The organism is Mucilaginibacter defluvii (assembly GCF_039543225.1).
GTDB lineage: Bacteria > Bacteroidota > Bacteroidia > Sphingobacteriales > Sphingobacteriaceae > Mucilaginibacter > Mucilaginibacter defluvii.
The window spans coordinates 629,316-653,492 of sequence record NZ_BAABJI010000004.1 but is presented as its reverse complement, the minus strand read 5'-3'; the positions used below and the strand labels follow the sequence as shown (position 1 = coordinate 653,492).

General features: G+C 43.8%; 21 protein-coding genes. 10 read left to right on the top strand and 11 right to left on the bottom strand.

All coding sequences use genetic code 11. From position 1 onward, the window contains the following. Positions 1–122: 122 nt before the first annotated feature. Together ABD960_RS19900 and ABD960_RS19895 are read left to right on the top strand one after the other, a co-directional pair. The gene (locus ABD960_RS19900) at positions 123–497 is read left to right on the top strand and encodes a hypothetical protein (protein ID WP_345334086.1); all 375 of its coding nucleotides are present in this window, start codon (positions 123–125) and stop codon (positions 495–497) included. Continuing rightward, a complete protein-coding gene (locus ABD960_RS19895; protein WP_345334084.1) occupies positions 494–1,402 on the top strand; it encodes a zeta toxin family protein in 909 nt (302 codons plus the stop codon). Before ABD960_RS19900 ends, ABD960_RS19895 begins: the two co-directional genes overlap by 4 nt. 467 nt (positions 1,403–1,869) lie before the next feature. Here the strand turns inward: ABD960_RS19895 and ABD960_RS19890 are convergent, their stop codons facing one another. The 3 genes from ABD960_RS19890 to ABD960_RS19880 form a co-directional block, all read right to left on the bottom strand. After that, on the bottom strand, positions 1,870–4,281 hold the full coding sequence (locus tag ABD960_RS19890; protein WP_345334082.1) for a TonB-dependent receptor: 2,412 nt from the start codon (positions 4,279–4,281) through the stop codon (positions 1,870–1,872). Between the two features lie 128 nt (positions 4,282–4,409). Beyond that, on the bottom strand, positions 4,410–5,015 hold the full coding sequence (locus tag ABD960_RS19885) for an HD domain-containing protein (protein WP_345334080.1): 606 nt from the start codon (positions 5,013–5,015) through the stop codon (positions 4,410–4,412). Between the two features lie 40 nt (positions 5,016–5,055). Beyond that, positions 5,056–5,703, bottom strand: a complete 648-nt coding sequence (locus ABD960_RS19880) for a phosphatase PAP2 family protein (RefSeq protein WP_345334078.1) — start codon at positions 5,701–5,703, stop codon at positions 5,056–5,058. 266 nt (positions 5,704–5,969) lie between these two features. On the opposite strand from ABD960_RS19880, the gene ABD960_RS19875 reads away from it, so the two are divergent. Continuing rightward, positions 5,970–6,383, top strand: a complete 414-nt coding sequence (locus ABD960_RS19875; RefSeq protein ID WP_345334076.1) for an EamA family transporter — start codon at positions 5,970–5,972, stop codon at positions 6,381–6,383. A gap of 50 nt (positions 6,384–6,433) precedes the next feature. Here the strand turns inward: ABD960_RS19875 and ABD960_RS19870 are convergent, their stop codons facing one another. The 3 genes from ABD960_RS19870 to ABD960_RS19860 all read right to left on the bottom strand — a co-directional run bounded on the left by ABD960_RS19870 (position 6,434) and on the right by ABD960_RS19860 (position 9,006). Continuing rightward, entirely contained in the window at positions 6,434–7,477 is a 1,044-nt protein-coding gene (locus ABD960_RS19870; RefSeq protein WP_345334074.1) for a sensor histidine kinase, read from the bottom strand. Further along, complete coding sequence (locus tag ABD960_RS19865; RefSeq protein ID WP_345334072.1) at positions 7,474–8,148, bottom strand: response regulator transcription factor; 675 nt, start codon at positions 8,146–8,148, stop codon at positions 7,474–7,476. Before ABD960_RS19865 ends, ABD960_RS19870 begins: the two co-directional genes overlap by 4 nt. 483 nt (positions 8,149–8,631) lie before the next feature. Continuing rightward, complete coding sequence (locus ABD960_RS19860; RefSeq protein ID WP_345334070.1) at positions 8,632–9,006, bottom strand: alpha-ketoglutarate-dependent dioxygenase AlkB family protein; 375 nt, start codon at positions 9,004–9,006, stop codon at positions 8,632–8,634. A gap of 342 nt (positions 9,007–9,348) precedes the next feature. On the opposite strand from ABD960_RS19860, the gene ABD960_RS19855 reads away from it, so the two are divergent. The 3 genes from ABD960_RS19855 (at position 9,349) to ABD960_RS19845 (ending at position 12,397) form a co-directional block, all read left to right on the top strand. Continuing rightward, complete coding sequence (locus ABD960_RS19855) at positions 9,349–9,825, top strand: hypothetical protein (protein ID WP_345334068.1); 477 nt, start codon at positions 9,349–9,351, stop codon at positions 9,823–9,825. Positions 9,826–9,996: 171 nt separating this feature from the next. Next, the gene (locus tag ABD960_RS19850) at positions 9,997–11,352 is read left to right on the top strand and encodes a Gfo/Idh/MocA family protein (protein ID WP_345334066.1); all 1,356 of its coding nucleotides are present in this window, start codon (positions 9,997–9,999) and stop codon (positions 11,350–11,352) included. Then, positions 11,330–12,397 carry a DUF6807 domain-containing protein gene (locus ABD960_RS19845; RefSeq protein WP_345334064.1) on the top strand — a complete coding sequence of 356 codons (1,068 nt, stop codon included), beginning with the start codon at positions 11,330–11,332 and terminating at the stop codon, positions 12,395–12,397. The genes ABD960_RS19850 and ABD960_RS19845 overlap by 23 nt, the downstream gene beginning before the upstream one ends. A gap of 23 nt (positions 12,398–12,420) precedes the next feature. On the opposite strand, the gene ABD960_RS19840 is transcribed toward ABD960_RS19845, so the two are convergent. Continuing rightward, positions 12,421–13,692, bottom strand: a complete 1,272-nt coding sequence (locus ABD960_RS19840) for a DUF1501 domain-containing protein (RefSeq protein WP_345334062.1) — start codon at positions 13,690–13,692, stop codon at positions 12,421–12,423. Positions 13,693–13,707: 15 nt separating this feature from the next. Next, on the bottom strand, positions 13,708–15,609 hold the full coding sequence (locus tag ABD960_RS19835) for a DUF1800 domain-containing protein (RefSeq protein ID WP_345334060.1): 1,902 nt from the start codon (positions 15,607–15,609) through the stop codon (positions 13,708–13,710). 167 nt (positions 15,610–15,776) lie between these two features. On the opposite strand from ABD960_RS19835, the gene ABD960_RS19830 reads away from it, so the two are divergent. The 4 genes from ABD960_RS19830 (at position 15,777) to lnt (ending at position 21,610) form a co-directional block, all read left to right on the top strand. Beyond that, positions 15,777–18,155: a TonB-dependent siderophore receptor gene (locus ABD960_RS19830; protein WP_345334058.1), complete on the top strand. Its 2,379-nt coding sequence runs from the start codon at positions 15,777–15,779 to the stop codon at positions 18,153–18,155. A gap of 126 nt (positions 18,156–18,281) precedes the next feature. Further along, complete coding sequence (locus ABD960_RS19825) at positions 18,282–19,007, top strand: YebC/PmpR family DNA-binding transcriptional regulator (RefSeq protein WP_345334056.1); 726 nt, start codon at positions 18,282–18,284, stop codon at positions 19,005–19,007. Between the two features lie 12 nt (positions 19,008–19,019). After that, positions 19,020–19,694 carry a 16S rRNA (cytidine(1402)-2'-O)-methyltransferase gene (gene rsmI, locus ABD960_RS19820; RefSeq protein WP_345334054.1) on the top strand — a complete coding sequence of 225 codons (675 nt, stop codon included), beginning with the start codon at positions 19,020–19,022 and terminating at the stop codon, positions 19,692–19,694. A gap of 272 nt (positions 19,695–19,966) precedes the next feature. Continuing rightward, entirely contained in the window at positions 19,967–21,610 is a 1,644-nt protein-coding gene (gene lnt / locus ABD960_RS19815; protein WP_345334052.1) for an apolipoprotein N-acyltransferase, read from the top strand. On the opposite strand, the gene ABD960_RS19810 is transcribed toward lnt, so the two are convergent. The 3 genes from ABD960_RS19810 to ABD960_RS19800 are packed head-to-tail and all read right to left on the bottom strand — an operon-like array spanning position 21,582 to position 24,175. Continuing rightward, positions 21,582–22,445 carry an N-acetylglucosamine kinase gene (locus ABD960_RS19810; protein ID WP_345334050.1) on the bottom strand — a complete coding sequence of 288 codons (864 nt, stop codon included), beginning with the start codon at positions 22,443–22,445 and terminating at the stop codon, positions 21,582–21,584. The two genes, lnt and ABD960_RS19810, sit on opposite strands and share 29 nt — an antisense overlap. Further along, positions 22,442–22,822: a response regulator gene (locus ABD960_RS19805; protein ID WP_345334048.1), complete on the bottom strand. Its 381-nt coding sequence runs from the start codon at positions 22,820–22,822 to the stop codon at positions 22,442–22,444. The genes ABD960_RS19810 and ABD960_RS19805 overlap by 4 nt, the downstream gene beginning before the upstream one ends. Before the next feature lie 39 nt (positions 22,823–22,861). Next, the gene (locus tag ABD960_RS19800; protein ID WP_345334046.1) at positions 22,862–24,175 is read right to left on the bottom strand and encodes a TolC family protein; all 1,314 of its coding nucleotides are present in this window, start codon (positions 24,173–24,175) and stop codon (positions 22,862–22,864) included. Between the last annotated feature and the right edge of the window lie 2 nt (positions 24,176–24,177).

Genomic DNA, 24,177 nt, shown 5'->3' with positions numbered 1-24,177 from the left:
AAGTTAATAAAATGTTTTGTTTATAAAAATTAATATCAAAACATTTTTTCATTTGGCTTTGAATTGGTCTTGAATTTTGGTATTTTTGAATACACCGTGTGAGCGGGTTAAAGTATAGAATTATGAATGCGCAAATAATCAAAAATCAGTCGGGCGTACCTGTTTCTGTTGTACTGGATTATAAGGACTGGCTGGAAATCGAACAGAAACTAAAACTGGAACCATCTGAATCAACCGAAAATTCCCTTGACTGGTATGGGCTTACAGAAACTACCAATGCGATTTTAAACGAGCTGATTGCCTATACAATCCGTGAGGAATTTAAAGAATCTCAAAAGCCTTTTCCCGATCAACTGCACCTGCAGAAAATAAACCTGCTCCTGCACGAAGTTCAGGCAATTAATAAAGAACCTGAGAATTTTAAGAGCTTAGGAAGGATGCAGGAGATCATTAATAAGTATGCACCAATTCTAAGAGAAATAGATGCCGCTGCATGAGTTTGATTGATGATTTTTATCTGAATAAGCTAAAAGAAAAGTTTGCGTTAACCGATAAAGCTTTTCAAAAACTTTTTCATGGTATTATCAAAGCGCATACGTTGGGTGTAACACCTGCTGAAGTTCCAACATTAATAATCATTGGTGCACAACCTGGAGCCGGGAAAACAGAATTACAGAAACACGCAGAACTAAAATTATCAAAAAATGCCGTTTTATGCAATGCAGATAACTTCCGCGATGTTCACCCGTTTTCTAAAGATATTAAGCAATTTCATCCGGATGACTATGCCTCTCTAACCGCAGAATATGCGCAAAGATGGAATGATGAACTTTGTAAATATTGCCTTGATCACAAGCTTAATTACATTCTTGAAACCACTTTCAGGTCAGGGGATCAGCTTAATGCTACTATTAGTCACGCAAAACAAAACGGTTATCAGGTAGATATTTTTCTGCTTGCTGTCCATGAGCGCTTGAGCCGTTTAGGAATACAGTATCGTTATGAGGAAGCGCTTGCCGCAACAGGCTTTGGCCGTAAGGTATCGTTGTATGATCATGATATTCGCTATATGTCAATACCATTTGCACTCAGGCGCGTACAGAATGCAGGTTTATATGATAACCTTGATATTTTTTGTCGGTCGGTAGTAGTCTCAGGAATAGATAATGTAGAAGGAGTAAACCTTGTTGCACATAATCCTGCAGACCCATTAAAAGTTTATCAAGAAGAACTGGTACGGGCTTGGCCGGATAAATTGAAGATTCACTTCGAGCAGCGCAGAAGCGAGGTGCTTACTATGATGACAAGCCGGAAAGCATCGGTAAAAGAAATAGAACAGTTTAAAAGAAGTGTTGGCCTGACGACTTCACTTGGTTTAAAAAGAAAAGGACCGAGGCTGTAAAAGTGCTGCTATAGATATTGCTATATAATTGCCATTTTTATTCACTAACCTCTCAGTTACCTCCAGTAAAAATTAGTTTTTACAAACCGCAGGGCTTAGGAGTTCAAGACCATGATCCTCCATGTAATCTTTGACGAGAAGCCATCGACTTCTGTAGCGATAAAGAGTGACATCGCTGTAAGAAAAATTGTTCTGAAGATAAGTGTAAGCCTTTGAGGTGACTTCATCATAATCAAAATTGTTTTGCATAATAATATAGTTAGTGTAAAACAGGCCTTATGACCTGCGATACAAAACAAAATATTATACGAATAAAATAATGAAAACGGTTACGTTAATTATTGATTAATAGACGGTATTTAAACCTGCTTCTCATATCATAAAGAAAACGTTTTATTGTGGAGTCAGCGGGCTTTCAAGCGTGTATCTGATACACAACTGTAAAGAAAGCAAGCAGCACTTAGGATTTAAAATTTATAGCTATAGCCCAACCTGAAAACCTGTGTTTCATAGTAATCGGTACTTATATACCGGAACCCGTTACCGCGAACCTCCTTCTTCAGATTAAGTGTGTTGGCAATATCCGTTGCGTTTAAAAACAATTCCCCTTTTCCTTTCTGAATTCCCTTCTTTACACCGATATCGATAGAGAAACGTGAAAATGTCTTACCCTGGGGCACCAGGTCCGGTGCCTGGTAAATTGCTGTAAGCTGGGCATCCAGAAGTTTCCCAAAATGAAATAGTCCGTTAAGTTTGACGTTTCCTGAAAATATATCTTCTTTGGACGCTGTAAATACATTCCCAACAGGATATTGATTTACTACCGTAAAGGAATCAATGATGTTTTGGTACCCATTGAGATTCAGGTTCAGGGTCATCCAGGGGCTTACCTTTTGAGAAACCATCAACTCCACACCACTATTATAGCTTTTACCCGCATTCTGAAAGATATTGTATATGATGTCGCTTCCGGGCACAACACTACCTATGCGGGTAATGGTTGCATCCATTCGCTTATGATATAGCGCAGAAAATAAATAACCTTCATTCCAGTTGGTTTTATAGCCGAATTCAAAGGTGTTCGTAAATTGGGGTTTCAATCCCGGATTGCCCACTTTAATGATTTCTGCGTCATCGTACTTTGGAAAGATCCTTATATCCACTTCATTGGGTCTGTCGACACGACGGTTATAGAACAGGGACAATTTGTTATTATCATTAAGCTTATAAGCCAGCCTGAGATTAGGGAAGGGCTGGGTATAATTATAACCACTGCTCTTATAAGTAGGATGATTGGGATTGACATAATAATCCAGGTTTACATATTCCACCCGTAAACCGGCTTCTACTTCGAACTTATTGCTCTCAAAAATATAATTGCCGTAAATAGCAGGGATTGTTTCTTTATAGTTCGCGTCACCGCCAGCGCTTGCATCCAGTGGTGAGTTAAGCCCCGGCTTGAATTGCATATTTACCGGTATTGTTCTTCTACGAAATTTCACTCCGGTTTCAAACCGGCCATACTTCAGCGGGTGTACATAATCCAGATTCAGATCTGCAACATGCTCGTCTGATAGTAATTTAAAAGAATCAAGGCCGGTATAAGCGGGTAGGATATTGGTAAAGAAATATTGCTCATTCTCCCTGTGATAAGTATAGTTAAAACCTGCACTAAGTACCCGGCCCGGTTGCTTAAATTTATGTTGCCAACTTAAAGACGCAGTTGCAGTTGTTTTAAGTTCATCTTCGAGGAATTGCCAAAGCCGTCTCCTTTCTGAAAGGTTTCCGTTAAAGAAAGGTTCATCACCCCGGTCAAGAATTTTTTCACTGCTGAATAGCCCGGAAATAGTGACTGTATTGTTGTTATTCAGGAGCCAGTCTGCACCTGTTTTTACGGTTACTATATTTGTAGTCCTGTTTCTTTTGGTTTGTTGTTTTACAACGTCGCCATCGTCGTAAAACCTATCCACGAATTCATTTTTATTGAGCGTTTTGGTATAGAGATCGTCCCCCTGGAAGAATAAATTAATCTTGCCTTTCCGGTAGTTCAAAGAAAGGGAAGGATTGATCTTGGGTGTAGCCTGGTATTGTGGCCTTATTGTTGGGTAGTTTTCTTTTTTGATCCACAATGCCCCCAGGCCGCCGGTTAATCCGATCTTCCCGTTGAACCCGTCTTTTTTCTCCTTTTTATAAATGATATTGATAATACCGGCATTGCCATTTGCATCATACTTTGAAGAAGGATTATTGATGATCTCGATCTTTTCAATAGCCGAGGCTGCAATATTATCCAGCCCGCTTTGCCCGCCAAAACCAGTTAATGCTGTCTGTTTGCCATCGATCAGGATCATCACCTTATCACTTCCGCGTAATTGTATTTTGCCATCCTGTCCTGCGGTGATACCGGGAAGATTTTTCATAGCTTCCAGAACTGATCCTCCTGCCTGGCTTATGTTATCCGCTACATTGAATGTCTTTTTATCCATTCTATTGGAAACAATTTCCTGCTTTGCAGTTACGGTTACTTCGGCCAGTGTTTTCTCATCAGGAACCAGCTCAAGATTTCCCAGGTCCAGGAAACTGCTCAACTGGCCTACGAGTATCTCCTGACTGCCTGACTGGTATCCGACGGAAGTCAGGGACAATCTGTAATTACCACTACCAATATCAGGCAAAACAAACCGGCCGTCTTCGCCGGAAATAGTCCCTGCGACAAAAATGCTGTCATTCGTTGTAAGCCGGATATTTACGAATGGTAACACTGATTTGTTTTTTGTATCTCTTACCAGGCCTGATAATGTTACTTTGGAATTTTGTGCTTCTACCTTACAGGTAATAACTAATAAAAGGATGATTATTGCGCTGATGCTTCTTTTCATTTGATCTTAATTGGCTAATGTTTGTTCGTGGACTTATGCATGATGTTTGTCCTGTATAGAGATGCAAGGTTATACCTGATTCTGAATAAAGCCTGAATGCACACGTGCTTTTACTTAAAATTATTACCTTATCCCGGTCTTTGTTGGCCTAGCACCTTTATCCACTCTACCTTTCGGGATTCAAGCTTCGTCTGGCAATATGTTGTAAAATATCTGTGCTTTGTCAGGAAATCTATATTATGATTGTCCCAATCTTCTTTAGGGAATATTTTACCGAAATACTGCTGGAACTCCTGTCTTAATAATTCGGTCATTGCGGGAAAATCGTCAGTACCCAAATGAAAGAGATCAGCATCACAAATGATCATTTCAGGAATGGTCAGTGGCTTTTGTGGCATGCGGGTGGCCGCGATGCAGGCAGTGACAGGGCTAATAACATCATCCGACTCTTGATATTGTGTCAGAAAATCAGTGGCAATTTTTATGCTTTGTGTTTCATGATTTTTTATGTACCCGGCATTAAATCCGGTATCATGAAACCATGCAGAGAGCAGAATAGTAAACCTGTCTGATTCCTCAAGCTCATAACCGGTCATTATTTCACCAGCCGCTCTTACAACCCGCCGGGTATGTTCAATATTGTGAAAGACAAAAAGCGGTTTTACCTGTTCGGAGAATATTGTTGTTGCGGCACTTTCTGCTTCTGCAAGGAGATATAGACGGTGTTTATCCATTTGATCAATTACGATAAGAATTATTTTCAAAGGAAGAAGGTCATGGAAGCTCTGGATTAAAACCCATAGTGTTTTTTTTCTTCTTTCCCCAATGGTATTGGTGTGTCCAGTAAGCGACTTTCATAGACAAAATACCGATCCCGGCACCCACCAGGACATCACTGATATAGTGCCGGTTATTGGCCATACGTAAGATGCCCACACTTGAGGCAACACCGTAAGCGGCATAAGGCATCCACTTATACCTGTCCTTGTACTCTTCACTTAAAAATGTAGCAGCAGCAAAGGCCTGTGCCGTATGTCCTGAAGGGAAGGAATTATAGGTTGAACCATCAGGACGTAACTGATGTGTGCTGTTTTTTAGTAAAGTAACAGTACCAAACATCATTAACTCACCTTTGAGTAGTATTGCAGTCCCGTCGGCTATATTCGTTTTGGCCTTGATCCCGGCTGCATCCAGGGCATATACGATGGCAATGGGTGAATACTGCAAATAGTTGTCAATACTGGTACTGAAATGTCCAAAATGCTCGTTACGTTCTTCTACCACTTCCTTTTTTATGGCACCTTTGAAACTACTGGATGCAAAAACACCGGCAACGATAAGCGTAGCTGGGGCATAAAGGCCTTTTCTAAAGGTTTTATACGATTGTGGGAGCGGGATACTGTCGGGGGATTGTGCTTTCAAGCTCTGGATGCAAAACAAATACATCACCACGGCAACTAAAACAGGCTTCATCAAGAGAAAATTTGTACTGCATAGGTAACACCCGATTTGGAAGAAATTCTGAATTAGCAGTTTAAAAGAAAGCCCTGTCTGCATGTGGTTAAATATCCAGGGTAAGCCGGGTTTGTCCAGAATTAATTCAGAATCCTCATTGTCCTTTGGTGTTACTGTAACAGCCTATGTAAATGAGCCTGATGCAGAAATTGATTTTCTAAATAAGAATACTAATGTGGAAATACTATGCAATTTTATCTGCTTTATTTGCCGGTGCTACAGCTGTTCTGGCAAAATTGGGAATGAAGGGGGTAAGTGGAAACCTGGCTACTGCAATCCGAACGACAGTAATATTATTCATTTCCTGGAGCATTGTTCTGGCTGCCGGAGAATTTAAAGATCTGAAAACCTTGACCAAAAATAGTCTCCTGTTTTTATTGTTTTCCGGTATTGCTACAGGTTTATCCTGGATATTCTATTTTAAAGCTTTGGAAACAGGACCAGTTTCAAAGGTCGTTCCCATCGACAAGCTAAGCATAGCAATTGCTATATTGTTATCTGTAGTCATTTTAAAAGAGTCTGTTGATTTGAAAACAATACTGGGCGCTGGATTGATCATAGTCGGTACATTCGTTTTGATACGATGACCGAAAGGAACTTCTACGGCATAAGATATCCGGGTGTAACAAATTCTGAATTAAAAATTTAATAAAAAAACGTGCTTGTTTTGTTCGTAGGCATATCGAATGCTCCAACCGTATCGGTCAGCAATTTGTTTGACCAGGGCTAACCCCAAGCCGGTGCCGGGGGTACCGGAAGACGCGGTACTGAAGCGTTTAAACAACTGATCCCGGTTTAACGATTCTGCTCCTGCATTGGTAAAGGAAAGCTGTGAGCTGGAAAGCTTTACGTCAATAATTTTATCCGCTGCACTATGTCTTATGGCGTTATTCAGCAAATTATTAATCAATATTTCGAGCAGCTCTTTATTTGCTTTTATGGCAACACTCTGATCAATATCACGATGAATGATAATTTGTTTTGCTTCTGCAAATTGGTTAAACAGGGTAATGGTTTTTTCTAATAAGAAAGAAAGGTCCAGCTGCTCTTCTTCCATATACTGACTGTTATCGATCCTGGTGAGCAGCAACAGGTTTTTATTAATGCGCCCTACGCGGGTCAGCGCCTTGTGTGCATCTTCGATAATATGGTACTGTTCATCGGTCAGGGATTGACTTTGAAGCAACAAATCCAGTTTGGATTGTACAATTGCCAAGGGCGTTTGTAGTTCGTGCGAAGCATTGTCTGCAAATTCTTTTTGCTGGTTATAGGCAGATACGCTACCGCTGATCAGTTTATGCAAATGTCCATTGAGTTCTGCAAATTCGGCAATGTCGGTGTCGTCAAACTGTACCGATTGCTGTCTATTTAAGTCGAAATTCTTAATCCTTGCAAGGCTATCATAAAATGGCTGCCATAGTTTCCTGGAAATACGCCGGTTTAGCAAAACTAGTCCGGCTAACAGGAAAACAAAGAAAAGCACTGTCAGTGCGGTGATGGTGCCGATAATCAGGAAACTGTCCTCACGTGCTGCCTTTTCCGTGAGGATGATATTATGTTCAGCCATCTCATACTTCCAAAGCTCGTTGATGATGATAAAGTAAACCGGTATGCTGCACGCCAGTACTATACCAGCATAAATAATCGATTTTTTCAGTGAACGACTGAGTAGTTTGCTCATATGACCCATTTGTATCCTGTTCCGTAAAGGGTTTTCAGATAATTACCATATCCTGCATCCTGCAATTTTCGTTTCAGGTTTTTAATATGCGCGTAAATGAAGTCGTAATTATCAAACATATCCGCCACATCACCGGATAGCTGTTCTGCAATAGCGGTTTTTGAAATTACTTTGTTTTTGTTGCTCACAAAATACAACAAGAGATCAAATTCCTTTTTAGTAAGAGGGACTTCCTTTTCCTCAACGGTAACCACTTTTGCCAACAAGTCTATCTTTAATTCATTCTGCTCTACAATATTTACCGTCCCGAATTGTTTTCTCCTGATAACTGAATAGATGCGTGCAGCCAGTTCAGAAAGGTGAAAGGGTTTAGGAAGATAGTCGTCGGCACCTATTTGGAGCCCTTTGACCTTGTCCTCAATTGAATTTTTTGCAGAAATGATGATTACACCATCCTGCTTGTTTTGTGCCCTTAGCTCCCCGAGGATTTTAAGACCACTACCTCCGGGCATCATCAGGTCCAGGAGGATACAATCATATTTGTAGAGATCAATTTTCTCCAGCGCTTCATTATAGTTAGCTGCAAACTCGCAGAGATAATTTTCATCAGCAAGATAAGCGCTTATACTTTGGGCCAGGTCTGTTTCGTCTTCGATGATCAAAATCTTCATGGGCACAATGTGTGAGGTAAATTTGAAAATATTCTGAATATTGAACAGATATCATCGTCCTTTGATAATACAAAGAATCGGGGTAAGTTAAAATTCATTCTTGCAGAGTACCAAACAACGGTTCTTTAGAACGATTTAATTTGAAAGAGCTCGTACAAGCAATCTAAGCTTTTCACTTCACTACGGCTCATGTTGTTTTGGAATGATGCCACACTAACCAGTATTGGTAACTTGAGCAAAAACTCCGGAAAATGGGAATCAAATGACCAAATAAGCCTTCCTTCTTTTTTGTGAAAACTTTGCATACGCTATCTCTTTAATACGGTTCAACTTTATTGTCCCCCCATGGTGCCCATAGCTAAAATTATTATGCGAAGTAACTGGATGTACGGTGGCTGTTAAATACTGTTTTACAACATAGTCAACTGTTTTGCTTCGCATAATATAAAAGTGATGATAATCGGTTTTATTTCAATATTCACATTATATAGAAGCAATCACAGGATGTTTGCCCAATATCTCTTCCTTATCACTATGCCATGCAACGGAGTCATTACCATCCCGGTAGTAGTTCAGCAACACGCTATTAAACCTAACCCCTGCTAATGGCTCGACCAGCGCTTTGATCATTAATAGTTCCTCTGTCCATTTGTTCGGGGTTGTTTTGCCCAGCGAGTTGTAATCATAAGCCTCGGGATCACCATACCAAGCAGTAAGCCTCGGAGTAATGACTTCCTTATCATACATCATCCTCACCTGCTGTTTCCAGGGAGTTTGTTGAATAAAAGTTTCCAGCAGTGAATCGCTGGTCCTGGTATCAATAAGTGACGGAAAATATTCCAAATAATCAACTGGCAAACCCCTGCTTTGTCCTGCTTCTCCGAATAGTGCTAACTATTCCATTGGCTAATTTCGTTATCAAACCTAAGATGCTTTCTTACCATACTGCAAAATATTTATCGAATTGAAGAAATTCAGCACTATCTATTACAGGAAAAGCAGCTAATTATTACTGTGAGTAACAAAAATTTAATGCTAGTAATTTCTTCAAATCATAGAGAAAAAGGTTCGAAAATTGTACAGGCAGGGCGACGTTTTTTTGCATAGCCACTTACAAATAGTAAGTGGTTTTTTTATTCCCTAAGTTTAAACTCTTTTTCTTTTTACCCGTCCATAAGGCATAATATTCAACCTATGATTATGAAAAGTTTTTACCTTTTTTTGTTGCTTTTTATTAGCGGCTTGGGTTCCGCTAATGCGCAAATCCGTAGTACATCAACCAATGTTAATGTTTTTGGCGATACCGTTATTAACTATAGCGACGGGTCTTCAGTTAAAAAATCAACCAACATATTTGGTGATAAAATAGTGACATTTACCGATAGCGATAAAAGCGAAACCGAAATTTTAACCAATAGCTTTGGTAACACTACTAAAAAAACTACTACACCTGACGGCCAAACAACGCGTTCCTATTCTTATTCAAAAGACGTGAATGTATTCGGAGACAAAATTGTAAGATACAGTGATGGGACTTCAGTCAAAACGTCTAAAGATATTTTTGGCGATAAAACTATAACTGTTACCCAAAATGGCAAAACGGTAAAAACTATAAAAGTTTCTAAAGATATTTCAGGTAATGAAATACAAACCGTTACCAAGGCTAATGATGAATAAACCGAAGATACCCTAAAGTCTAATCGGCGTCAATTTAACGTAATTAACCCATCATGTAATATTTTTATAGCGGTTATGGCTTTTTTACTAATTTAACTGATATTTGAAAAGAGCGGCTCCTGTCTTTCGTAGCCGTTAAACCAATTTTACCTTTTACTTGATCCTTAACCTATGGAAAAATCCCGTCGTAACTTTATCAGGCAGGCGTCAGTGGCCGGTACCGGCATCTTACTTAGTAACACGGCATGGTCTGCCAAGAGCTACAAACGCATTATCGGCGCTAATGACCGTGTTCGCGTGGGCGTGGTTGGCTTTGCCGACAGGCACCGCAGTTCGCACATTCCGGCTTTCATGAACCACTATAAGGAGCTTAACTTTGAGGTAGTTGCTGTGTCAGACATCTGGAACAAACGGCGTGATGAAGGTGCCGCCATCTGGAAGCAAAAAATGCAGAACGATGTAAAGGCCTACCGCAACAACGAGGAGATGTATAATGCCAAAGTGGTTGACGCGGTATTTATCAGCACGGCCGATTTTCAGCACGCCCGCCATACCATTGAGGCCGTACAAGCCGGGTGTGATGCTTATGTAGAAAAGCCCTTTGCCGAAACGATGGAGGATAACCGTGCCGCCCTTAAAGCGGTTAAGGAAACAGGCAAGATAGTACAAATAGGCTCTCAGCGCCGCAGCGGCACCAATTACCATGCGGCAAACGAGTTTATCCGCTCGGGCAAGTTCGGGCCGATCACCATGGTAGAGCTTACCTGGAATGTGAACCAGCCCGGCCGCTGGCGCCGCCCTGAACTGTTGAGCCAGTTAAAGGAATCGGATACAGATTGGAAGCGCTTTATCATGAATCGCCCTTATGAGGCTTTTGATCCGCGCAAATATCTGGAATATCGCCTGTTCTGGCCATACTCGTCAGGTTTGCCCGGGCAGTGGATGAGCCACCAGATTGATACCGTGCACTGGTTTACCGGCTTAAAGCACCCGCGCAGCGTGGTAGCCAACGGTGGTATTTACCAATGGAAGGATGGCCGCCGCAATTGGGATACGCTTATGGCGGCATTTGACTATGGTCCGCTGGATGATATGAGCAAAGGTTTCCAGGTAACCTTTGGTTCGCGTATGCATAATGGTGACGAAAATCCGGCCGAAATTTATTACTCAAACGGCGGTGAGCTTAACCTTATCACCAACAAAATATCACCAAAAGGCGGCTTAACCGAAAAGATGGCCGCGGCTATGGGGATGAAAGCTAATTTGCTGCCCGATATGGACCTGAAAAGCAGCGAAAAGGTGGTGGCATCAGCCAATACCGGAGGCGATGTGCTTACCTCAAACCACATCCGTAACTGGATGGAGTGTGTACGCAGCCGCAAGCAGCCAAACGCGCCGGTTGAGGCGGGTTACAGCCACTCCATAGCAAACATCATGACCACCGCCGCCGCTCACACCGGCTCAAGGGCTACTTTTGATGAGGATAAGCAGGAGGTTATGGCCAATGGCAAAGTATTTAAATACTAACCCCACAGGCATGAAAGCGATAAAAATAGCCGGATTGAGCATTTGCACGGCGCTCTTATCAGCAAGCGCGTTTGCGCAGCAGGTGAGCGTTGTGCCCTCGCCATCACAAAAAAAAGTGGATATTAAAATTGACGGGAAACTGTTCACCAGCTTTTTATATCCGGATACGCTGGAGAAACCGGTGCTTTACCCCCTGCGTACTGCCGACGGATTGGTGGTAACACGCAGCTTTCCACTGGATAAGCGCGAGGGTGACCCAACCGATCACCCGCATCATATCGGGCTATGGTTTAATTTTGAGAATTTGAACGGGCTTGATTTCTGGAATAATAGCTATGCGATCCCGGCTTCACGAAAAAACCAATACGGGTGGATCCGTACCGATAAGATCATCAAAACACAAAGCGGCAAAACCGGTGTGCTGGAATATCATGCCAACTGGACCAGTCAGGCTAAAGAAGTAATATTGGAAGAAATTACCCGTTTTGAGTTTAGCGGTACGGCTAACCAACGTATAATTGATCGTTCCACCACCTTAAAAGCCGTGCAGAATGCTACTTTTAGAGATGCTAAGGATGGCTTACTGGGTTTGCGCGTAGCGCATGAATTGCAGATGCCAACCAACGAAGACCAAAAGTTTACCGATGACAAGGGCATTGAAACTGTTGTAAAAGGTGGCACGGATAAAATAGCCGGTGGCAACTACCTTACCAGTGAAGGTAAAACCGGCGATACCGCCTGGAGCACCCGGGCAGCATGGTGCAAAATGTTTGGCCGAATCGGCACCGATTCAGTAAGCGTATCAATTATCGATCACCCTAAAAACGTGAACTACCCTACCTTTTGGCATGCCCGCGGCTATGGTTTATTCGCCGCCAACCCGCTTGGCGAAAAGGTGTTTACCAACGGGAAGTCAGAGAAGAAACTGGCGCTTAAAAAAGGCGAATCGGTAAAGTTTAAATATCGTGTGGTTATCAGCAATGGTAACAAAACATTGAGCCCTGCACAGCTTAATGCCTTAGCGGCGGGTTTTGCGAAAAAATAAATCTGTCAGGGTGATGAAATTGCTTAAGCATTCATCACCCCAATGCGGCTGCCTTTCCAATCCGGGAATAATATTTTGTCATTCTTTAACAGCAGATGCTTATCAGCAACCTCGCTGAACACGTTGCGGAAATCGGTAGTAACGGCAAGGTCTCGCCCATCTTCCAGGTTTTCAACCGCCAGGGTATCTACCTTGCCGTGCACTTTGCCACCGGCCACATCGTTGCCTAAAATAAAGTTGCATGATGCACGGCCATGATCGGTACCACCGGTACCATTCTGATGCACGGTACGGCCAAACTCGGTCATGCTCATTATCACTACATCATCCTGCAAAGCGCCCAGGTCATGCCAAAAAGCCATAATGCTTTCGCTCAGGTCGGTTACATTACGGGCGAAAATACCGTTGACTGTGCCCTGGTTAAAGTGGGTATCCCATCCGTTTGATTCAGCAAAGGCAATCTCTAACCCTACATTCATCTTGATGAGCTGCGCGATTTGTTTTAATGAGCTACCTAATGCCGAGGTGGGATAAACCACGCCGTTTGCCGGTTTGTAATTCTTTACATTGGTTTTTTGAAGCATTTTAACCGCCTCAAAACTTTCGCGCCCGGTTTGCTGCAGCAAGCCCGATGCGGTTTGATCGTACAGATCCTCAAAGCTTTTTGCTGCCAGGTTAGCACCTGCCGGGTTGCCACGCATCTGTATTGCAAAATCTTGCAGGCTGCTGATGGCTAAGGCCGGGTTATCCCCATAAAAGGAACGTGGCATAGCAGAGGTAAGGCTCACCGCGGTAAAGGGCGTGGCGGCATCATGCCCCAGCAGGCCCGCGGCACGGTTAAGCCAACCGCTTGAGGTGCTTTTACTGAATGGCGTGCCCGATTCCATATAATCCTGCGCATCAAAATGCGAGCGGGTGGTGTTAGGCGAGCCTATACCATGCACAATAGCCAGCTGTTTATCCGCAAAAGCGCGTTCAAAACTCTTCATGGCCGGATGCAGGCCAAAGCGTCCGTCCAGATCAATAAGAGAACCGTTGCCGCCACTTTTAGCTGCAGACATAAACAGGTTTGGCCTTGCTTTTTGCAGGTAGGTATCAGTAAACGGCGTAACGGCCATTAGTCCATCCATCGCGCCTCGCTGAAATATACATACCAATACTTTTTTGCCTTTGTACAACCGCGACTGTTTTTCGCCGGCGGCAGCTTCTGCTATAAATGCCGGTATGCCGCCCATCAGCCCGATGCCGAATAACGACAGGCCACCTGCTTTTAAAAATCCTCTGCGTGTTAACATGGTTTTTCTCCTTAACTATCGCCGCTGGTATTCCGGCGAACCTATGATGATGCCTGCAACCTGTGCCAGCATAGCACTGTTGCCATTGCCCGCCTGCATTGCAGCCTGACTTTGTTTTTTTGTTTCGCGGCGAATGGTACTATCCGCCCCGGTAATAGCGTCCGTAGTTTTTGGTGCAACCTTAGCCGAAGCATTGCTAACTTTGGTTACCAGTTGCGGATCATTTAACAGCGGTGTAAGCCGTTTGATAGTTGCGGCCGGGTCGCGCTCCGGCAGTATCAATTTACAATAAGTGGCCAGTGCAGCTTTAGCGCTTTCCGGCTCATGGTTATTATTTAAAGCTTTTAAATTAACCTTCACACCCGGTATTCTGCCCGATGTTAAAGCCAGCCCGAAATTCATGCGGCTCAATAATGAGCCGGTGTTTATCCAGAATTGCCCCTTGTCCGGAAAACCGGTTGGTGCCTGGTAGTAATATACCTTTTCGCCCATTTTATTTATCCAGTTATACAACTGGTAAGGCTGGGTAACCGTTGCATTAATCCCGCGCACCGCGCCTATGGCCAGTTCAAAAGGCGATTTTGTTTTTTCCCTTACCGCATTCTTCGCCCAAAATTCGGGCGCGTTCACCATGGTGATCAGCACCTGTTTTATGTTTCCGTTGGATGACTGAAATGTTTTGGCCATTTTATCGATCAACGTTTGCGGCGGATTGTCGCTTACAAAACGTACCGCCAGTTTGCGCGAAATAAATTTCGCAGTCGACGGATGATGTGCCAGCATATCCAGCAGTTCAACGCCTTCCTCATAACCACCACCGGCATTAAATTTTTTACCTAAAACTACCTTCGCGGCATCATCGTGTTTATTGGCAGCAAACAAAAAATCGCCCTCGTGTACAAAACCGCGTTTTTGTAACTGTTCTTCACTTAAATTAGTAAGTGCGTTTTTAGCCTGACCACCGTATTTTCCAAACGGATAAATAGTCCACCCGGTGAGTATGCGGGCAGCCTCGGTAACGTCCTTCTGTGTGTAGCCACCATCAACGCCAAGCGTATGCAGTTCCATCACCTCGCGGGCGTAGTTTTCGTTAAGGCCACGGTTGCTTTTTTTCTTGACGGGGACAGCCATCATAGCAGTGTCGGTACTCATACGCTTTGGGCGTTGGTTGGTCATGCGCGGCGCTTTTTCGCCCACACTGCTGAAATTATCCAGGTAATAGAGCATGGCCGGGGCCTTGGCTGTTTCCAGCAGCAAATCACCAAAATTGCCCAATGCATTTGGCCTTATCACATCGCGCTCATAAGCGGGAACAAACTGTGCGCAATTGCCTTTAGTTATAGATACATTAAAATGATTGAACCAGAACGAGGTCATTACCTCCTGCAACTGGTTATTGGTATAAGCTGCCCGTAGCACCTTTTGGTTGATAAATTGCCTGAAAAGTTCCCGCTCAGGTTTCAGGCCGTTCTTTTCCATATAAGCGGCGAGCGAGTCACGGTAACCTTTACGGTCTGTTTTCACCGAATCTTTATTAAGGGCGCCGTCTTTAACCGCCATACGGAGTACCTGTCCGTTTTTTGGGTATTCTTTTAACACTTCCGCATTGCTCAGTTTCAAGGCATCATAGCTGTTTAATAAGCTCGACAAGGAGTCGTCGGGTTGTTTAGCGTCTAATTGTGCAGCAAACCAGTTTTCAAGGCCTTGATTTGCCACATGCTCAATCTGGCCGGGCGTTGCCCCGTATGAAAACCTGCTTAGCAAGTGCGCGGCGGCCTCCTTTTTGGTAAGGTGGGCGGCGGCATCGGGAAAATGCAGCTCGTACCTGCCAGCACCGCCTACATTAAAAAATGCCGACAAAGGCATTATAAATAAAGCGGCAATTATACCGGCAGCATATCTCGTTATTGTTTTCATAAAGGTATCTGCTAACAGAATAACGTTTATGACTACCTGATTATCATTTGGTTTAAAAAATATTATTCGCTCAGCCCTTTGTTTTATTTAGATTATTTCTAAATAATCATTGACAATTCTATGATATTTACTTTCTTTGCGGCTGATTTAGACTTATTCCAAATAAAATGAAAAAACTTTTTACCCTTTTTACAATATTACTTGCATTTGCTACGGCATACGGCCAGCAGCAGTTTGGCAGTGTAAGCGGAACGGTAACCACCCGCGACGGGAGCCCGGCCGTTTACGTATCCGTTGGTGTTAAAGACCACGGGAACGGCAGCATGACTAACGACAGGGGCCAATACCGCATCGGCCGCTTAAAAGCGGGCACCTATACCATCATAGTTTCGGCCATTAACCTGGGCAAGCAAGAAAAAGAAGTTGTTATTAAAGCAGGTGAAAACACTATTGAAAATTTTGTGCTTGATATTAATAATGCGCAACTGCAAGAGGTGGAGATCAAGGAAAAGAACAACAAGCTTAAAATTGATAATCCTTCGTCATCATTACGCCTTAATGAGCCGGTACTTGAAGCCGCTCAAAACATACAAATCGTTTCAAATACCGCGCTTCGCGATCAGCAGATCATCAGCATGAGCGATGGTTTGATACGTAACGTGAGCGGTGCCGTACGTTTGGAGCACTGGGGCGATCTGTATACCAACATTACCATGCGTGGATCACAAATACAAGCTTTCCGTAATGGCTTTAACGTAGTAAACTCTTACTGGGGCCCGTTAACTGAAGATATGAGCTTTGTTGACCATATTGAATTTGTTAAAGGCCCGGCAGGTTTCATGGTATCAAACGGCGATCCGGCAGGTTTGTATAATGTGGTAACTAAAAAACCTACGGGACAGCAAAAAGGTGAATTCACTTTAACCGCCGGCAGCTTTGGTTTATACCGCAGCACGCTTGACCTGGATGGCAAGTTAAGTAAAGACGGAAAGTTTTTGTACCGCTTAAATCTCGCCGCCCAAAAAAGAGGCTCACACCGCCCATATGAGGAAAACAACCGCATTGTTATTGCTCCGGTAGTTTCTTATCAATTTGATGATAAAACTAAATTAACTGCCGAATATACTTACCAAAATGCCCGCATGACCAACGTTGGCTCATACTACGTGTTTGGTACCGAATATGCTAAATACCCGGTTGATTTTACTCAGTACCAGCCAGGCTTACCGCTTACCAATATTAATGATCATAGCTTATTCCTGAAATTAGATCATAAGCTTAGTGATAACTGGACTTTCGCGGCAGAAGCATCATACTTTAACTATACTCAAAACGGCGCGTCAATGTGGCCTGACTCTGTAAAAGGTGACAAGATTTACCGTTACGTAGGTTTATGGGACGCGAAAAGCGAAATGACCATGGCCCGCGGTACGTTAACCGGCGATATAACTACCGGTGCTATACGTCACCGTATTTTAGGTGGTATTGATGTGGGTACTAAAAATTATTTTGCTGATTGGGGTCAATCGCACTCGCTTGATACGCTAAGCGCTCCTTTTGATAACGTGAATCCTAACTACGGCACGCCTTCAAACGGTTTCCCGGTTTGGGACCGTACACAAAACCTGGAAGCACGCGCGGTGAAGGCCGGCGGCACACAAACCCAGGAGTATGCAGGTTTTTATGTGCAGGATGAGTTAGGATTTTTAGACAACATGATTCGTTTAACTGTAGCCGGTCGTTACACCTATGTTAAACAAAGTTATGGCGGATCTTTCGTAAACGCAAAAAAGGTAACACCTCGTTTAGGTTTAAGCGTATCAGTTGATAAGCAAACTTCAGTGTATGGTTTGTATGACCAGGCATTTGTACCACAAGCCGGTGCTAGGCTCATAAATGGCGGTACGGTAAAACCTATAACAGGCAACAACATCGAGTTCGGTATCAAGCGTGACTGGTTTGACGGACAGTGGAATACTACAGCTGCCGTATATCAGATCACCAAAAACAATGAAGCTACGCCAACCTCAAACAGCACTCCGGGTAACCCAATCAGCATGCTTTTAGGCCAGCGCCGTGCCAAAGGCTTTGAGTTTGACTTGCGTGGAGAGATTGTTTCGGGCTTAACCTTAACAGCCAACTACGCCTTTACCGATTCAAAAGTAACCAGCGTTGGCGATGTTACAGACGGCTCCGTAAAAGTTGGCGACATTGTGCCCGGCTTTTCTAAACATACCATCAACGGTTGGTTAAATTACAAACTGCAAAGCGGGCCGTTAAAAGGTTCGGGTATATCAGCTGGTTTCACTGGTTTGCTTGACCGTGCTACTGATACCTGGAGCCCGTCAACCGTGCGCCTGCCTGATTACTTTAAAATTGACGGCGGCCTGTTTTGGGAGGGAAGCAAAATGCGTATCAGCGGTAACGTGTACAACATTGCTAATAAATATTTATACAGCGGCTCATACTACAGCTGGCTGAATGCCTATTACTGGCAAACAGAAGCGCCGCGTAACTACCGCATTACGGTTTCATACCGTTTCTAATTTGATCAATTTTTGGCATGGCCCCGGCATTACGTCCGGGGCTTTGTTGTTTATAACAAACCCACATAAATAACTATATTTGCACGCAAAAAACTCCTGTATTACAACAGGCTTTTTATACATACCATGGGAAGAGCATTTGAATTCCGTAAAGAGAGAAAATTTAAGCGCTGGGCTAAAATGGCGGTGCAATTTACCCGTTTAGGCAAAGAGATTGTAATGGCTGTTAAGGCGGGCGGCCCTAATGTTGAAACCAACTCGCGCCTGCGTACCGCCGTGCAAAACGCCAAAGCGGTAAACATGCCTAAAGACAGGGTTGAAGCTGCTATCAAGCGCGCCTCAAGCCGCGATGAAAAGGATTATGATGAGCTGGTATATGAGGGTTATGCCCCGCACGGCATCGCTATACTGGTTGAAACCGCCACTGATAACACCAATCGTACCGTTGCCAACGTGCGCAGCTACTTTACTAAGCATGGCGGCACCCTGGGTAAAACCGGTTCGCTTGATTTTGTGTTCAACCGTAAATCGGTATTTACATTTGAGCCAAGCGACCGCGACCTCGAAGAACTGGAGCTTGAACTGATCGATGCCGGCCTGGAAGATTTATTTGTTGAGGCTGACGAAGAAGGTAAAGACATCGCCGTTATACACACTGCTTTTGAGGATTTTGGCAAGATGCAGAAAGCCCTTGAAGAGCTGGGCATCGAAACAAAATCAGCCAAGCTGGAACGTATACCGGTTACCACCGTTGATGTAACCGAGGAACAAGCTGCCGATGCGCTTAAGATAGTAGATAAACTGGAAGAGGACGACGACGTACAGGCCGTATACCACAACATAGCCGGCTAAGCCGTATTAAACATGGCAGGTAAGCTTTTTTTAGTGCCCACACCTATAGGTAACCTGGAGGATATTACACTCCGGGCTTTACGTGTGCTAAAGGAAGCCGACCTGCTGCTTGCCGAAGATACCCGTACCTCGGCACCCATGCTGAAGCATTTTGATATCCATCAAAAGGTTTTCGCCCATCATCAGCATAACGAGCACCAGTCATCAAACGAGATCATCCGTTTTTTAAAGGAGGGTAAAAACATCGCCCTCATATCGGATGCCGGTACACCTGCTATATCTGATCCCGGGTTTTACCTGGTACGCGAGGCTTTAAAGCATGATATTGAAATTGAATGCCTGCCCGGCGCTACGGCTTTTGTGCCCGCCCTGGTAAACTCAGGCTTCCCTACAGACAGGTTTTGCTTTGAAGGGTTTTTACCATTAAAAAAAGGCCGCCAAACCCGTTATAAATTTTTAGCGGATGAGGAGCGCACCATTATACTGTATGAATCGCCGCATCGTTTAATAAAAACGCTTGACGAGATGGCGCTGCATTTTGGCGAGGACAGGCTGATCTCCGTATCACGCGAGCTGACCAAGATGTTTGAAGAAACCGTACGAGGCACGGTAACGGAAGTAAAAACGTATTTTGAAACGCACCCGGTAAAGGGAGAGTTTGTAATATGTGTTAAGGGGAAGGAATAATACCCTCCTAAATCCTCCCCAATGGGGAAGACTTGAAATTCTTTGTCATATCGACGACGTAGGGGAGATGTCTGTCGCTTTGCTATGAATGCGGGCGAATTTCTCGCCATAGTTCGAAGTGAAAAGAAGGAAATAAGAACATATATACACTGCATTGCGAGGCACGAAGCAATCCTCTAGCGATTTGTCTTACAAAATATTCTAAAGAGATTTCTTCGTACCTCGCAATAACGAAACATCAATAATATAGCTAACCTACGCGTAGCATCCCAATGAAAAAAAACATACTTCTATCCATATTATCAGGCCTGTTACTCTGGATTGCCTGGCCCCCTACACCTTACACTACCTTACTGTTATTTGCAGGCTTAGTACCTATGCTGCTGGCTATGGAGAATATCATTCAATCAGCAACAGTTAATAAAGGCAAAAAGCTGTATTGGACAACCTTTTTGGGTTTCTTCATATGGAACACCCTATCGATATATTGGGTTTACAATTCATTAAAGGATGCCGGTACGGTGGCCGCTATATTCATTAGCCTGGTGCCTTACTCATTAGGACCGCTGCTTATGTCGCTGGCATGTTGGATGTATTACCGGCTACGCCTTAAAATTTCGCGAGGTAAAGCATTGATCGGTTTGGTGATTTTTTGGATAGGCTATGAATACCTGCACCAAAACTGGGATTTGAATTTTCCCTGGATGACACTGGGCAACGGTTTTGCCGTATCGCACAGCTGGATACAGTGGTATGAATACACTGGCGTTTATGGCGGCACCATCTGGATATGGGCTATAAACATCCTGTTGTTCCTGATCTATATAAGTTTTGCGGAGAACATGAAGGGGAAGGCGCGGTTAAAACTTAGCGCCATGGCAGCAGCAGTTCTCATATTGCCGTTGTCTTTTTCACTATATCGTTACTATAGCTATGAAGAGCAGCCAAATCCCTCAAATGTTGTAGTGGTACAGCCCAATATCGATCCGTACGGAAAATCGGGAAATGTACCGCATGCCGAGCAATTACGGATATTAACGCACTTGTCTAATTCGTTGGCGCAACCCAATACAGAGTATTTTATATGGCCCGAAACGGCTTTATCTGCCGACATGGATGAAGATGCGATTCGCCACAACCCTCAGTTTGAGCAGGTGCAGCAATTTATAAGCAAATACCGTAACGGTAACGTATTAACCGGTGCCGAAACCCATAAACTTTACAACACCCGTAAAACTACGTCCGCGCGGCCGGCGGATCCAAGCGGAAGGCTGTTTTTCGATAGTTTTAATACGGCCTTAAACATTGAGAACTCGGCCGAGGTACAGATTTACCATAAATCGAAACTGGTGCCCGGGGCGGAGGAATTGCCCTTTGGCGATTACCTGTCATTCCTGAAACCGGTGTTTGAGCACCTGGGCGGCAGTACAGGTGGTTACGGAAAACAGGCCGAAGCCGGTGTATTTTATTCGCAGAGTGGCATTGGGGTTGATCCGGTTATATGCTACGAATCCATCTGGGGTGAGTATGTGGCTCAGTCCGTTAAAAAAGGGGCGCAATTTATCGCCATAATTACCAATGATGGCTGGTGGGAAAACACATCCGGTAAAGATCAACATCTGGATTATGCCAAGCTACGAGCTATTGAAACCAGGCGCTGGGTGGCTCGTTCAGCCAATACGGGTATATCCGCGTTTATTAATCAGCGGGGCGATGTAGTGCAGCACAGCGGCTGGTGGGTACAGGCGGTCCTTAAACAGGATATTAATTTAAATTCAGACCTTACTTTCTACACTCGCTTTGGTGATTACTTGCCAAAAGGGGCAAGCCTGTTAACCGTCATCGGGATATTTTATGTAATATTTAACCTGAAATTCAGGAAGCGCATCAATCCAACTGCTCCTGCTCGCGGGTAAGCACAAAGTCGAGCAGATCATTTATCGGCTGCTTGATTATTTTGCCTGTTTTGATGTTGTTTTCAGCCAGCAAAGCGGTTAGCTCATCAGCAAATACAAAAGCTACCGAACCAACAAAATGGCATTTATAACGATGATGCTGCGGATATGGCTTTATGTTGGTATCGATAAAATCCTGCAACAACCGCCCGATCAGGTCCTGTGCATAATACGAAGCACGCACCTTGTACAAAAAGCGGGTGAATGAGGCAAGGTATGAGTTAGGCTTGGGCATGCGGTACACATTCTTAATCACGCTGGCCTTGGTTAGCTTATAAGTATCCTTAAAAAGCGCATGCACTTCGGCAGGCATGTTGCCGTAAAGGTAATCGGTTATCAGCGCTTTACCGAACGCCGTGCCGGATCCCTCATCGCCCAATACGTAGCCAAGCCCATGTTGCCCTTCATGGATATCGGTACCGTCAAAAAAAGAAATGTTTGAGCCCGTACCCAACACACAGCAAAGCCCTTTTTCGTGCCCGCAGGTAGCATAGGCCGACCCTAACAGGTCGCTATCCACACTCACATAAGCATCCGGAAAAAGCTGGCTTAAGGCGTTCGATACGATCTCATGCCTGTCTGGACTGGAGCAGCCGGCTCCAAAAAAGTATATCTCCTTTATATCGGCGGCATAGCCAATCAGGCTTTCGGCCTGGCTCTGCATGATCTTTACGATCTCCTTCTCCGATAAAAAATATGGGTTTAATCCGTCAGTTTTAAATGGTTTGGGTTCTTTGCCCGGAATAGCCAACAGCCAATCCGTTTTTGATGAACCGCTATCAGCAACTAATATCATGTACAAATATCCTCGAGTACCTGGAAGGTAAGCGGCTTATGAATAAATTGTGTGATGTATTTATTATCGGTTGATTTACGGATATCCGTCGGATCGAGCGATGATGACAGCATATACAGCTTAATATTTTCCTTATCAATATTCAGCTTATCATATTCCTGCAAAAACTCAAACCCGCTCATAACAGGCATGCGTATATCCAAAAAAATCACGTCCGGTTTAACCGTGCCATCCCTGAGCGCGTCAATAGCTTCAGCCGGCGATTGGTAAACCACTATCTTTTCGGCAAAGCTTGCCGACTCTAACATTCTGGTCGTAACGAAATTATCGATGTAATTATCGTCAATCAATAAACATAGTTTGAACGGGGCGAACATTAACCAAATTTAATGTTTTAAATAACATCTTATATATTTTTATTTAATATCTATCCTGTTAGTCAGTTGCTTTAATGTTATTTCGGCCAGTTTTGATTGATACTGCGCAGCCGAAAAACGCGATTGCGCATCCAGGTAAGCGCGCTGTGCTTCACGTATCTCGAGCGGTGTAATATTGCCCAATCGGTATTTTTCGAGCGAAAGCTCCAGGTTGCGCTTAGCCAAATCCTTGTTGGCCTGCCCTATTTTAATTAATTCAAGCCCCGAAGCATAGCTAATAAAAAAGTTGCTGATGGTCGCCTCGATTTCCTGCTGTGTTCGCTTATAGTTCAATTCGGCGTTTTGTATTTGCAGTTTGGCGTTACGCTCGCGCCGCCACTGATTAAAGCCATCAAAAATGTTTAACGAAGCGGTAACCCCGTAGTTAAAGCCACGCGCGTTTTGCACCCTGGCAAAGCCTGCCGGGTTTCGGCTATCGCTAATAGTATAGCCGGATGTAACGGCAATTTGCGGGTAACGGGTAGCTTTTACCTGCCTTAAACTTATTTCAGCTAAACGCTTGTTAATTTGCCCAGCCAGTATGGTCGGGTTTTGGGTTTGCGCTTCGTTAATGATGTCTGCAAGCTTCAAGTTTTCATCAACAATAATGGTATCAGCAACCACAAATTCGGTTTGTACATCGCGCATTAATAACTGGTTGAGTTGGATTTTTGTGTACCTGAACTGCTGTATCTGGTTAATTAAATTGGCGGTATCTAAATTGGCATTTACCAGTGCTGTATTAAGCTCCAACCGCGACGCCGCACCAACCTGGTATTTGTCATTGGCGTACCGAGCCTGCGTGCGCGATGTTGCCAGCACACCATTTAAAGCCCTGATCTGTGCGTCCTGGCTTATTAAATTATAGTAAGTAGTTATTACGTTTGCCACCATGCTCTGCACCGTATCGCGCAAACCAAGCTCGCCCAATTTGTTCAGCTCCTTTAACCGGTCGTAATTGGCAAACATGGCAAAGCCATCAAAAATAGTCCAGTCGAGGTTTACGCCATAGGTAATACCCGTATTACGGGCATTGGTAATATTGTTTACGCTGCCGTCGGCACGTGTTTGCCGGGTGGTTTGTATACTGTTGCTTGAGGTTACATCGGCCGTAACAAACGGCAGCATACCGGCATTGCCAACGCTCACATTATTTTTGGCTATGGCAGCATTGTTTTGTGAAAGCTTAATGTTGAAATTATTTTGCAGCGCCAACTCCACAGCCTCCTGTAACGTAAGCTTAGGCGGCGCTTGCTGTGCAGTTAACTGGGCTGCACAAAATATAAATAAAAGTAAAACACCTAATCTTTTCATCG